Here is a 13,083-nt window from a genome sequence, read left to right as displayed (position 1 = left end):
TAACCAAATCACTCAATGCAGAAAGGCCGAGGCAATGATCAGCGCCAGGGCCAGGACGACCAGGGCCACGATGACGAACACCAGGCGCCGCATGGCATCATTGGAACTGGGCGTCAGGATACGCTCCTCCTTCCGCTCCGCGACCTCTTCCGCGTGCTCGCGATGTTGTGCCTTCCCTTCTTCAAAGGCACCTCGACGGAGCAGAAGTTGCTCTATGACCTGGTATTCAGGAAGTGAGGGCGCCTGGGCATCGTGCTCCTCCTCCAGTTCCACCAGGCGCGCGAAAAGCTCATCGTCATTGCCCCGCGCCATGGGGTCATAGCGCTCATGCCACCAGGAGAGCGAGCAGTACTCAAAGGAACCGACCTCACTGGCCGTAAAGAGATGCTGTGATTGATGCTGTGGCTTGCGTCGCTGCTGCATAGTCCTGGACTTTCCTAAAGCTCTTTGCTGGGTAAGCCAGCCAATTGTAGGGCCCAAGCTTGCTTGGACTTCTCCTGCGAGCAGAATGCCTGGCTCACGGGTTTAAGGCCATGCAAGCATGGCCCCCTACAAATTATACGTGTGATGGTGTATTAATTATTACGTGTGAAGGCGTTAAACGGCTATGCCTGCCAGACCCAGGTCTTCCGCGACGGCGGACATGGCCGCGATCACAAAGGCGATATGCTCGTTCAGGTCAACGCCTAGCTCCTCGGCACCCTTGACCAGGTCCTCACGGTTCACGCCAGCGGCGAAGCCCTTGGCCTTCATCTTTTTGCGCACTGAGGAGACCTCTAAACCGTGGATTCTCTTATCTGGGCGCACCAGGGCGGTGGCTGTGATCATCCCAGTGATCTCGTCGCAGGCATAGAGCGCCTTGGAGAGTAGATTCGTGCGCGGATGCGTCTCAAGATTGAGATCATTATGGGCCAGGATGGCGTAAATAATGCGTTTGTCGTAGCCAGCATCACCCAGCCAGACTGCGGCGACCTGCGTATGCTGGTGCAGATCGGGATACTCCTCATAGTCGCAATCGTGGAGGAGTCCCGTTATTCCCCACAACTCTTCGTCCTCACCATAAGAACGCGCATAGGCACGCATAGCGGCCTCAACCGAGAGCATGTGCCTCTGGAGGCTGATATTCTGGACATGGCTTGTCATCAGTGTATATGCATCTTTTCGTGTTGGCATACTATTCCCTTTACTTCTTCTCCGAAAACCTGAGCGCGCTTGCCGTGCCACCTGAAGGTGGTCCCCGCGTGTCCCCGAATTGGGAAATGGGGGAAGCGCTAGTCACGTGAGTGACGCGCGTCCCCGAATGGGGTTGGATTTCGGAATAAGATCTTACTAGATTGAGCAGAAAAGCGCATTGGCTAACAGTTTGGTCATATTGGTAGTGTATTATAACATGCAGCACGAAGATATGCATTGAGCGAAAAAAGCCATTCAGGTACGTCTAGATAGCTCACCTGAATACGCCAAAATTCATCGTGGGGCATCCCCTCCTCAAGAGCTTTTGCCAGGTTCCCTTCCCGCCTAATCAACAGGCCACGACTCAGGTCAGCCCCACTATGGCTGTCGATGGACGTTTTCAACAACAGAATTATGAGCGCGTTGTCCAGAAGCAGTTTGGCCAGGGGATGGAGGAGCGACTCCATCCTGGAACTCCTACCTTTGCGATCATAGGGAGCATAAATATTGTGCTGGGTTGTGTGGACCGATGAAACGATGGTAGTACCCGCGCAAGTCTACATGCTTTCAGCGAGAAGTCCGAACAAAAGTGCTTCTTATAAAAAGTTGCGACAACACAATAACTTGTGTTGTCGCAACTTTGTGAAGGTGAAATCCTAGGAGGAGGAAACCTTCCTTCTGTTCTTGGCTTTTACTGAATTGGGGCAACTCCAACATAGAAGTCAGGGGACTCCTTGCCACGTCTTGTTGACGCAAGAGGGCAAGCAATTAGAAAAGATCACCTCCCTTTGTTCTGTTTATTCCCTCGCTCTCTGAGAGGATCGCGGGTCAAAAGGAACCGCCGTGAAATCTATAGTCTTGCCTTGCAAGGCTGCAATAAGTGGGTCAATTTGTGTATATGTCACGCTGATGCGTGGATTCTGATTTCGAGCATCCGCATGCTGAATTGACTGAACCGTCATGTTGACCGCATACTCCACACGTTGCAGATCTTTCTCGGCTTGCGCTGCTCGCTGGAAACGAATAAGTAAGGTATTCAGCGCTCTTGAAATCTGCCAGAGAACGTTTCCCTGGTTAAGTGGCGCGCGCGCGTTCAGGTTGCCGTTTGCCACCTCGATATGGGTCTCCAGAATGAGTTGAATGCCTTGCTCAAGTTCTTGCTTCTGATCCGCCAGTTCATGCTCCAATTTGGCAATCATCTCCGCCTTGTCAGCACGCTTAGCTGCCTGGTTCGTTCCACTGACCCACAAAAAGGCGACAAACGCGACGAGCAGTTGTACGCCCACAGGCCGAACGAGCATGGGAATGAGCTGAGAGGCCAGGTCATGATTGAGAACCGGGTCATGCGGCTGCCAAAGCAGACTTACAGTAATCACGGCCATGTTATAGATCATTACGATGAAGACCGTGCCTGGAGCGAGGAGCGAAACACAGAGTAGTTCACCAAAGACAAATAATTCAAACTGTTGGATGCTCGGTTCGTCGAGGGGCCAGGTCGTGAAAACAACCATGGTGAGTGCTGCCTCGAACGCGAATGTGAGCAGAATGCCCGCGATCTGCGGTTTTTTGGCCCGATTAAAAAAGAGTGCAGGTATGCAGAGGGCAAGCATGCCCAGATCCGCATAAATTACATAGTGATTGGGCAACGCGAAACAGCCAGGGATAAATAAAATAAAGGTTACAAGGAGCCAGAAGACAATCGTTGAGAGCAAATGTGATTTTCTGGCGGCTTCTCGCTGCGCGAAGGAAGCATTTACAGGAGGGTCTGGGATGGAGGTCTTGTCATACCACCATTGAAACAGCCCATGTCGCTTGCTTTTCTGGTCCACCAGTTCGTTGGGAGACCATCCTCGATTGGATACATCCTTGTTCATTGAGGTGTGTCTATCCTTTCTCGATAAAGCTTAGATTATAGTGATGACTTTGAGGGCCAAGAGCACGCGAATCGCTTCCTCTGTGACCTCTGGCCGCAGTGGCAGCTCTCTCTTTATCTCTTCAACGTTTCTCTGTCCATCAATCGCTCTATACACCGTTGTTAACATCAGTTTGTGCTGATCTGTCCAACTATGTAGTGTTGTCATATCCAGCGGCGCAACGATTCTAGGGATAGGAGCACTGTGCTCCTGGCGAGGAGGAGCGTTGAATTGTGATGTTGGTGGCGTCGATGAAGGTGGTGCTGGTAGCGATATGAGTTTCCACTCAAATGGCCCCTTCTCGTTATCTACGGTGGTCAGGGTACTAAGTGCCATTGGATAATGTTCACCACTCCTCGCTTTAACATAACAAGAAGTCACCTTTCCTTCAACGAGTTGTATGTATCCCGTACAACGCCCACGAACGCCAGGTACATGATAAAGCTCAGCTTGCAATAGGCCATTTTTCCGATATCGCTCAAATACGCTGAGACTGAAAGCTAAGCCAAGGCTCGCATCAAAATGATCTTTACTCATGCTGCATCTCTTACCCATCGCTGAAAATGCTGGCATCGCCTTCTCTCCACGCTTTTTGTAGAGCGTATGGTGCATTTGAGCACCGTAAAACGGCGATCTTCACTTTTCACGGCGGGAGAAGACGACAAGGGCCGACCGGAGCCAGGAGAACCTCTACTCCATGCAACTGAGGTTAAATGTAGCATATTCACAAGCGGGAATCTATAAAATTTGTACGATGAAGGCTCTGTTACAACCTCAATACTGGCCTTCGTTTCTTTCGAAAGACGCAAACATAAATTTACTCGATTGGCTTCACAAGCTCCTTGAGCCGCGCTTATCCTGACTCTAAAATTCACTTTTTGTAGCGTTAAGCACTCCCCAAAATTTGCCTATATAATGCTAGTAAATTAGTCATGTATGAATAGTTGAGTTTTTACTATGCTGATCAATATATATATACATCTGCGTTATAGCATTTTTTAGCTATTATGAGAAGATGACTAGACAGTATATTGGTGAGGTGGTATATACAAATAGAGTTTAACTGTTTGCAAATTGTAGAGAAAGGAACATTTTTTCTAAATACGTGCTTTTCTCCTCCTGGCGGAATTTCTTAGATTGTCCTGTTCTTTCCTGTGCATCGCAACACAATCTCGGGATTTTGGCAGAGAGCCACCAGCAATGTCTTCTCCTTGTGCCCTACTGTTTTGGATATAGCCAGTGAAAGGAGTTATGTATAATCATGTCGGAAACATCTACTGTGTTCTCTACTGTGACAGAGCCACTCACCACACCTGCCACGCTGGAATCACCTGCCATCCATATTTTATTGCGTACACTTGAGGAGGTCGGCGTTACCCATATATTTGGGGTTCCAGGTGGCCCCCTTGTACCCCTCTTTGAAGCTCTTGCGCAACGGCAGCGTATCCAACCCGTTTTGGCCAAACATGAGGAAGGAGCCGCATTTATGGCCGAGGGATATGCACGTGTGAGCCGTGGATTGGGTGTCTGCTGCGGGACCAGTGGCCCTGGTGCGACGAACTTGCTGACGGGCATCACTAGCGCAACGAGTGATTCAATCCCTGTGTTAGCTCTTACCGGTCAGGTCGCGACAAGCGCCTTTGGCAAAGGCGGGTTGCAAGATAGTAGCAGCGGGAACCGGACCATCGATATTGTTGAGGCCTATCGCACAGCGAGTAAGTTATCGCTGATGCTCCAGAGTGGTCAACAGATGCAGCATGTGATCCGCCGTATGATCCGCGCTGCTTTGACTGGGCGGCCTGGGGCGGTGCATCTTAATCTTCCTGCCGATGTGGTCAAGCAATCCGTTCCCGATGATGGGCTTCCTGTGACAAAATTTTTTACGCACACCCTTCCCTCGGGTGATCCAGCGGCGATCCAGCGCGTGGCTACCACCTTGCAAACAGCGAAAAGGCCCGCCTTGCTCGTTGGGCATGGGGTGAATCTTTCTGGCGCGTGGTCTCTTCTCCAGCGAGTGGCGGAAGCATTACAGATTCCGGTTGCCACGACGCTGAAGGGCAAGAGTGCCTTTCCAGAGCGGCATCCACTCTCGCTTGGAGTGTTTGGCTTCGGCGGTCATCCCCTAGCGGAAGCATATTTGTACTCCGAAGAGGTCGACGTTCTGGTGATCATTGGCACGAGCCTGGGGGAGTTCCAGACGAACGGGTGGGATAAGAGACTCGCGCCACCTCATCGCACGATCATTCAGATTGATCTTGATCCCCTGACTATCGGCAATATTTATCCCGTTGACCAGAGTGTAGTTGGCGATGCGAAGGCGATCCTCAAAGCGCTTGCTGAGGCACTTGGTACCTTGGCCCTGCACCACCAGGAAAGACCGCGCCCGACAGACAGTGTGCTGGAACACATGCGGGCAGAGACTCCTCGCTACTATAGTGCCGAAATGCTCCAGCAAGGGGCCTCTCTTCTCAAGCCGCAAGCAGTCGTCTCGAAAATGAATGAGGCACTGCCTGACGAGACGCTGCTCTTTGTCGATAACGGCAACTGCCTCTCGTGGGCTGGTCAATTTTATGAAGCCCGCCAACCCGGCACAGTGTTTTGCGCAACCAATACGGCGTCGATGGGGTATGCTATCGCCGCCGCCATTGGCGGCAAGGTCGCAGCTCCCCAACGACCGGTCGTTGCCCTGCTTGGAGATGGTGCCTTTGGCATGCACGGTATGGAGATCCATACGGCTGCGGAATATCACTTACCGATCATCTGGGTGGTCCTCAACAATGGGGGACATGGAATGGTGTATAACGGCGAAAAGTTGCTCAATGGGCAATCATATCTGACGACGTTTGGCACCCCATTGGATGTGTGCGCTATCGCCTGGGGTATCGGTATTGATGCTTTTAAAGCTACGAATCTTGCCGAGTTTGAAGGAGCCCTGCGCCACGCGCTTGAGGCACAGGTGCCTTGTGTGATTGAAGTCATGGTTGATCTCGAAGAAGTCCCACGTTCTTTGCAACAACGTGCGGATACACTGACTGCCTTCTTTGGCAAACAAGAGTAGGCACCGCAGCGTGACACTACGTCATCGGTAGCCGCGAACCTGGTTGACCTGGTTCGCGGCCTGTTTGAATGTTCATTTTGGAACAGCGTGACCCTTTTTTTGTGCGTACATTACTGGCATCACTATGTATTGGTGCGTACATTACTGGCATCACTATGTAGATGAATAAATTGCAAAGAAATTGAAGAACAGGCATGCAGCAGTTACTGAAACATCTTGCTAGCCAGCCCAAGGAAATGTTCCAGAGCAGGCAGAAGAAAAACGTGAACCGCATCGGAATCAAAGGCTGCGGCTTTAGCGTTCCGCCGCATATTCGCGGCAATGACGATCCTATTTTTCGTCAGGTAATCACGATAGCAAATGCCCAGGGGATTGCCGAAAAGGACCTCTTCACGGGCATGAAAGAAAGGCGGTACCTGGCTCAAGGTGAACGGCTTGAACCATTGATGGTTGAAGCGTCTCGGTTAGCGCTCCAACGGGCGCAGGTCACTCCAGAAGAGATTGATCGGCTCTATGGGTATGCGTCCGTCCCAGAGTTTTATACACCCAATAGCCTTTATCTGGTGCATCAAGGCGTCCAACTTCCCAACCACACCCTGGTTGTACCTATCAATAACGAATTTAGTACCTTTTTGCTTGGTGTGCTTGAAGCATGTACTGCCATTGCAGCGGGATGGAGCGCACACGCTTTGATCGCCTGTGGGACCAACTGGACCCACTATATGGATTATACGCAAGGGCATGCGCTCAGTGTTGGCGATGGGGCAGGCTCTGCTGTCGTTGGCCCAAATGCAGATTATGAACTGATTGACTACGCAACACAAACGCTGAGTTTCCAATATGGTGCGATGACGATGCAAGCACGCGATACTCCGCGCGCGACATACAAAATTACGGAGGATACAGGTATTTATTCCTTCCAGGTATCCGCGATGGAGGGAATACCCACCATGGTGCAAACCTTGCTCAATAAACATGGGTTGACGGGGAAGGACATCGCCCTCATTACCCACCAGGCATCGCGAGTGTTGATGGATCACTGGGCAGAGCGTCTTCAACCAGGACAATATCTGGACACCCAGGCTCAGTTTGGGAACCTGACCCTGGCCTCCTATCCAGTCACACTTGCCTACCATTATTTGAATATCGCGGCTGACTACCTGGTGCTCGCGGCAGTTGGCGTAGGCTATCATCAAACAGCGCTACTCCTAAAGCGGCATAACCATTAAGCGTGCCAGGATATAGCCGCGGGTGTATCAAAGGGGGGGCTTCATATTCACGGTGCGAAGAGAAGAGGAAGCTCTACTTTCTAGCTTATAGAGCGATAAATAAAAGATATTGATTTATTAATAATGCTGAGTATATTGCATTGGAGAAACTCATCCTTTGTGGATTTTATCGCCAATTAGTAGTACCATCCGGCTACACTGAAGATGACGTGAGCTAAAGACTATTTTGAGATAGGTATACTATCCATAGTTTCAAGAACGCCTATGTAGTGGGAATGTTCTTGGACACTTGGAAAAGGTCGCTTCCCATACTCTTCCATCGCGACTCCATGCGGACAGTTGCTATGATGCCTGGTTATGGGAAGGCTGATCGACCTGAACTTGAGAATGGTGACCCATCTAAGGAAAGATGGCCGATCACTCGTTTTTAGTAGTTTGTCAAGGAGGATTTTATGTTCGACGAGAAGAAGATCATGTTCCAGGAGTTGAGTGATGAGGATCTGGACCAGGTTGCTGGTGGCTCCGGTCTATTTGGCGGTATCCTGGGCTCGGCCTTGAATACAGTCAACGGCACGGTTTCGAATGCCACGACGACGGCGACTTCAACAAGCCTCCCTCATGTGACGGGTGGTGCGAACATTGGCGCACAGACTCCTGCTGGTAGCGTGAACCTTAGTCTTGGCACTGATCTCGGCTTCTAGCAACGCATTGACTGATGGAACGCAGGGAAAACATCTAGACGTTTTTTTATGTGGTCTATCATATGATTTCTGAAATGCTGCTCTACTCGTAGTCACTGGGAAATGCATTACGAGTAGAGTTCTCCAGCCGGTTGGTAAGGTGTTTCACGCACTTACCAACTGGCCCTTAGTGTACCATGTTTTCTATGACCTCTTCAAATCGTTCGATTTTTCGCGAAGATGCGTATAAACGGTATCTTCAGAAGCAAAAACAGGGCATCATCCTACGCCTGTCGAGACCTCCAGTGTGGATTTTCGCCTGGCTGCTCTTGCTTTTTTTTCTGGGGGCAGGTTTGTTGGCGTGGAGAGCGCAGGTCCCGGTTTTCGTGGAAGGGCAGGGGATTGTGACGCGACAAAACTCCACACATGGAGCGATCATCGTCGCGGTGCTCTTTGTGCCAACGAGCCAACAGAAGCAGATACATCCTGGTCAACTTGTCGACGTACGTGTTGGCCCAAAGGCAACACCCTGTAAAGGTGTCGTTGCGTCCCTTGAGCCACGTGTGATGAGTCCTCTGGATATACGCACTCGTTTTCAGCTTCAAGGTGAAAGCGCATCGATGGTTGCGGAGCCTTCTGTAACGGCGGTTATACGCCTTGATGCTACTCTCTCAGCCGATCTCTACGCAGGGAGTACATTTTCAGCTCGTGTCCGGGTTGGATCACAGAGTGTGCTTTCTCTGTTGCCTGGCCTCAACCAACTCGTTTCGTAGTTGGAAACACAAGGTGTCAGCTGTTTCGATATGTATGACCACTTTAAAGGGGCGTAGTTTCACGTTCCTAACCCTGCTTTTTCGTTACCAGGGGGAGAATACATTCATAGGGGATGCTGTGCTTATGGAAAAACATATACCGAAGGGATATGACACCGCTCGAGCTATTTATGATGCCCATCAGACGAGCAAGAGGCAGAAAGCTGTGCAGCCTCGATTATCATTACCTAGCCATGAACAGGGGGATAGTGGATGTTTGCCGTGTGAGCCAGTTTCTCCGACACGCACTAGCGCTGAAACTCCCACCCATCCTATGAGGGCACTCAAAGAACTTGTGGCAGAGTCTGCACTACCTGTGGTATCTCTTAAAACCATAGTGATTGATCCCTCGCGCTTATTCTCAACTGAAGAAATGCAGACACCTTCGAGGCCGCGTTTGCTCTCCCTACCTAGCCATCACAGAAGCACAGGCGTCTCGAGATCAGTTTCACCCAGTCCGCAGACTGGGAAGCACAGTACGACGCATCCGGCCATCCTGTCACTCCCCAGCCGACAGAAAGAGGCTGGGACGTTACAGGAGAGACAGCGGGTCGATGTCGCCAACGCTTCTCAACGTCGGCCCGATCCCTCGGTGCGACCCTCGCAGGAGCACGAGCAACCGCGACAAACAACAGAGAAAACGCGCACCCAGGATTCTGCTCGTCCTCGCCGTGTAAAGCACCTCCGTCGCGTTCCTGAAATGAGACAGATGACCGCAGTTGAATGTGGAGCGGCCTGCCTGGCGATGATTCTCACCTATTATGGATATGTCACCAGTGTTTCAGATGTTCAGGAGCGTTGTGGCGTCGGTCGGGATGGCTTGTCCGCGCGTGCCATTGCGAAATCCGCGCGCCAGTATGGATGCAAGGTGCGCGCGGTCTCTTTAAAGGTCGAGGATTTCCGTTTTGTCTCCCTTCCGGCTATCATACACTGGGAGTTTAATCATTTTGTGGTTGTTGAACGCTGGTCGAAGAGGTCTGTTGACCTTGTTGATCCAGCCGTTGGGCGTCGACGCATCACACACGCCGAGTTTGCAGAAGGCTTCACGGGCGTGGTCCTTATGGTCGAGCCAGGACCTCAGTTTACGCAACAATCTTCCCAGCATTCTTTCTCCCTGAGGACGTATGCGCGTTCCATGCTGTCTCTCCGCGGCATTCTTGTCCAAATCATTGCTGCATCGCTGTTATTGCAGTTGCTTGGCCTCTGCGCCCCCCTTCTGACAGCAGTGGCGGTCGATGCGATCATTCCATCCGCGAATCGAGATCTTCTCATGCTGCTTGGTGTGGGAATGCTCCTGCTGATTCTCGCGCAAGGCATCACGAAGCTTTTGCGTGCCACGTTGATTATTTATCTGCAAACGCGCATTGACGTGCAAATGACGCAGCACTTCTTTACCCATTTGCTCAGTTTGCCATATCGCTTTTTCCAGCTTCGCTTAAGTGGTGACTTACTTTCTCGTATGAGCAGTAACGCTGCGATCCGCGATCTTCTCTCCAGCCAATTGGTCTCGACGGTACTCGATAGCAGCAGTGTGCTTCTTTCTCTGATTGCCTTGATCTGGTTATCCAAACTGATCGCGGGCGTGACGGTACTCATTGGCGCATTTCAGATTGGCTTGCTACTGCTCACTGCTCCATCTGTGCGCAGGCTTATGCAACGCGAACTCATAGCTCAGGGGAAAGCGCAGGGCTACCTGAACGAAACCTTGGCAGGTATCGCTACCCTCAAGGCTGCTGGTGCTGAAGAGCGCGCATTCGACCGCTGGACGAATTTGTACTTTGAGCAGATGAATATCTCTATTCGCCGCAATTATCTGGTCTCGTTGATTGGGGTGATCTTCGAATTGCTCTACAATCTATCCCCCACGCTCTTGCTCTGGATAGGAACGCTGCAAGTCATCAATGGCACGATGCCTCTTGGCACGATGTTCGCGCTCAATACGCTGGCAAATCTCTTCCTGATGCCGCTCAGTTCGCTTGCATCGAGTGGACAGAAATTGCAGATTGCTGGCGCCCACTTCGAGCGTATCGCCGATGTGCTTGAGGCCGAACCTGAACAAGATCCGCAGCAGGTGCGTACACCGCCAACGCTGACTGGTCGCATCGAGGTTGGCAATGTGAGTTTCCAGTACGCGCCACAAACGCCGCTGATTTTGAAAGATATTACGGTGAATATTGCTCCTGGGCAGCGGGTTGCGCTGGTCGGGAGAACAGGCTCAGGCAAAAGTACGTTGGGGAAATTGTTGATTGGGCTGCTCACGCCAACGCAAGGCACGATCTCGTTTGATGGAATACCACTGCAAGAGTTGAACTATCGCGATGTTCGCAGTCAATTTGGAGTTGTTCTGCAAGAATCCTTCATTTTTAGTGGCTCCTTACGCGAAAACATCGCGCTCAATCATCCAGAGATGGACTTGGCACATGTGATGAGAGCAGCACAATTGGCAGCTATCCATGAGGATATCGAGAAGATGCCCATGGGGTATGAAACGGTCATGTCTGAGGGAGGAAGTTCCTTTTCCGGTGGGCAGCGCCAGCGATTGGCTCTGGCTCGTGCCCTGGCTCACCAACCAGCAGTCCTTTTATTAGATGAGGCAACTAGCGCGCTCGATGTCACAACCGAACGCGCGGTAGAACAAAATCTCTCTCGCTTCTCCTGTACGCAGGTCGTCATTGCGCATCGCTTAAGCACCATTCGCAACGCGGATCTGATTCTGGTGCTGGATCAAGGGCGTATTGTAGAGCAGGGGTCTCATGAAAGGCTCCTGCGTCGAGGAGGCTACTATGCCCAACTGATCCAGAGCCAGATTGAAAGCGGTGAGATTGAAGCCGCGTAGCTTTGTTTCAAAGGAGGAGACCTTCTCGCTCTCTCTCGGGGCTTGACTTTTCGCGCCTGTGGCGCTCACGGGGTAAGGTGTGCCTGGTAGTGGGATGGCTCCGCCATCCCACTACCAGGCACACCTTACCCCGTGAGCTTGCGAGCCGAGGCGAACGCCAGAGGAGAATGAGAGGCTCTGTTCTCACTCTTTCCATTCGGCTTGTCTGGCTGCTAGAATATAGAGAACCTATACATCTGTTAGACGAGGAAAGAGGAGCATATGATCCATATTGACGCGAAGCCTATTGATCTCAAGCTGACTACGCCTTTTCGTATCGCGCGCTCAGTGCAGCATGTCGCCGCGAACGCGGAGGTACAACTAACGTATGGCGAGCATATTGGATATGGCGAGGCCGCGCCCAGCCGCTACTATGGCGAGAGTGTCGAGACCGTTCTGGCCTGTATCTCACTCTTCGCGGGCAACCTGGGCGACGATCCATTTGTGATCGATGACATTATGAGCCGCCTGGACAAGGTGATTGGTCGTAATCCCGCCGCGAAGGCTGCCGTGAATATGGCGCTCTATGATCTTGTGGGCAAGCAGCTGGGGGTGCCGCTCTATAAACTCCTGGGCCTCGATCCGGCACGCACGCCCTACACTTCCTTTACCATTGGTATCGATACACCCACCGAGATGGCTAAGAAGGCTCTGCTCGCTAAGGACTTCCCTATTTTGAAGATCAAGGTTGGTACCAAACAGGACCTGGAGATCATCAAGGCTATTCGCGAGGTCTCTTCCGCGGTCATTCGCGTGGATGCGAATGCTGGCTGGACGCCTAAGGAAGCGATCAAAAATATTAATGCCATTGCGCCCTACAATATTGAATTTGTGGAGCAGCCCATCCCCGCGCACGATCTGGCAGGCCTCAAGCTGATTCGCGATAATGTGTCCCTGCCCATTATCGCGGACGAGAGCGCCGTGGCCCTGACGGATATTCCTCGCCTGAGCGAGTGCGTTGATGGCATCAATCTGAAGCTGATGAAGAGCAATGGTATCACCCAGATCCTGAAGATGATCCATGTCGCGCGCGCGCACGACTTAAAGATTATGCTTGGCTGTATGATCGAGAGCTCGCTCGCCATCACCGCCGCTGCCCACCTGACACCATTGGTCGACTACGCGGACCTCGATGGCAACCTGCTCATTGACGACGATCCCTATACCGGCGTCACCGTCGAGCAAGGCAAACTGGTCCTCCCCGAGGGACCCGGCCTCGGTGTCAAACCCCGCTAAAGTTTCGTATTGATGAAGATTGAAAGAGGTAGCGTATGAGCAGGCGGTCGCCCGCTCATACGCTACCTCTTTCAATCTTCAATTTAAATCATATTGACACATGTCTA

Annotated in this window: 11 protein-coding genes; 7 read left to right on the top strand and 4 right to left on the bottom strand. The window is 51.7% G+C overall.

The window, feature by feature from the left end; genetic code table 11:
• Positions 1-12: 12 nt before the first annotated feature.
• The gene (locus KRAC_RS12785; protein ID WP_007907525.1) at positions 13-423 is read right to left on the bottom strand and encodes a hypothetical protein; all 411 of its coding nucleotides are present in this window, start codon (positions 421-423) and stop codon (positions 13-15) included.
• A 174-nt stretch (positions 424-597) separates the two neighbouring features.
• Complete coding sequence (locus KRAC_RS12780; RefSeq protein ID WP_007907522.1) at positions 598-1,173, bottom strand: HD domain-containing protein; 576 nt, start codon at positions 1,171-1,173, stop codon at positions 598-600.
• Between the two features lie 299 nt (positions 1,174-1,472).
• On the opposite strand from KRAC_RS12780, the gene KRAC_RS71145 reads away from it, so the two are divergent.
• Positions 1,473-1,706, top strand: a complete 234-nt coding sequence (locus KRAC_RS71145; RefSeq protein WP_157506409.1) for a hypothetical protein — start codon at positions 1,473-1,475, stop codon at positions 1,704-1,706.
• A 264-nt stretch (positions 1,707-1,970) separates the two neighbouring features.
• On the opposite strand, the gene KRAC_RS12770 is transcribed toward KRAC_RS71145, so the two are convergent.
• Both KRAC_RS12770 and KRAC_RS65815 read right to left on the bottom strand, forming a co-directional pair.
• A complete protein-coding gene (locus KRAC_RS12770; RefSeq protein ID WP_007907518.1) occupies positions 1,971-3,047 on the bottom strand; it encodes a hypothetical protein in 1,077 nt (358 codons plus the stop codon).
• Between the two features lie 30 nt (positions 3,048-3,077).
• A complete protein-coding gene (locus tag KRAC_RS65815; RefSeq protein WP_157506407.1) occupies positions 3,078-3,623 on the bottom strand; it encodes a hypothetical protein in 546 nt (181 codons plus the stop codon).
• A gap of 724 nt (positions 3,624-4,347) precedes the next feature.
• Here KRAC_RS65815 and KRAC_RS12760 point away from each other — a divergent pair.
• From KRAC_RS12760 to KRAC_RS12735, 6 genes are all read left to right on the top strand, one after another.
• A complete protein-coding gene (locus KRAC_RS12760) occupies positions 4,348-6,144 on the top strand; it encodes a thiamine pyrophosphate-binding protein (RefSeq protein ID WP_007907512.1) in 1,797 nt (598 codons plus the stop codon).
• Positions 6,145-6,338: 194 nt separating this feature from the next.
• Positions 6,339-7,373: a 3-oxoacyl-ACP synthase III family protein gene (locus tag KRAC_RS12755; RefSeq protein WP_007907511.1), complete on the top strand. Its 1,035-nt coding sequence runs from the start codon at positions 6,339-6,341 to the stop codon at positions 7,371-7,373.
• A gap of 452 nt (positions 7,374-7,825) precedes the next feature.
• A complete protein-coding gene (locus KRAC_RS12750) occupies positions 7,826-8,074 on the top strand; it encodes a hypothetical protein (RefSeq protein WP_007907510.1) in 249 nt (82 codons plus the stop codon).
• Between the two features lie 383 nt (positions 8,075-8,457).
• Complete coding sequence (locus KRAC_RS71140; RefSeq protein ID WP_157506405.1) at positions 8,458-8,826, top strand: HlyD family secretion protein; 369 nt, start codon at positions 8,458-8,460, stop codon at positions 8,824-8,826.
• A gap of 412 nt (positions 8,827-9,238) precedes the next feature.
• Positions 9,239-11,701 (top strand): peptidase domain-containing ABC transporter, encoded by a 2,463-nt coding sequence (locus KRAC_RS12740; RefSeq protein ID WP_211221271.1) that lies wholly within the window; start codon positions 9,239-9,241, stop codon positions 11,699-11,701.
• A 261-nt stretch (positions 11,702-11,962) separates the two neighbouring features.
• Positions 11,963-12,976, top strand: coding sequence for a dipeptide epimerase (locus KRAC_RS12735; RefSeq protein WP_007907507.1), 1,014 nt, complete (start codon positions 11,963-11,965; stop codon positions 12,974-12,976).
• Positions 12,977-13,083: the final 107 nt, after the last annotated feature.

The organism is Ktedonobacter racemifer DSM 44963, from assembly GCF_000178855.1.
Taxonomy (GTDB): domain Bacteria; phylum Chloroflexota; class Ktedonobacteria; order Ktedonobacterales; family Ktedonobacteraceae; genus Ktedonobacter; species Ktedonobacter racemifer.
Note: the sequence above shows the minus strand (reverse complement) of the source record. Positions and strands in the feature narration are given on the sequence as shown.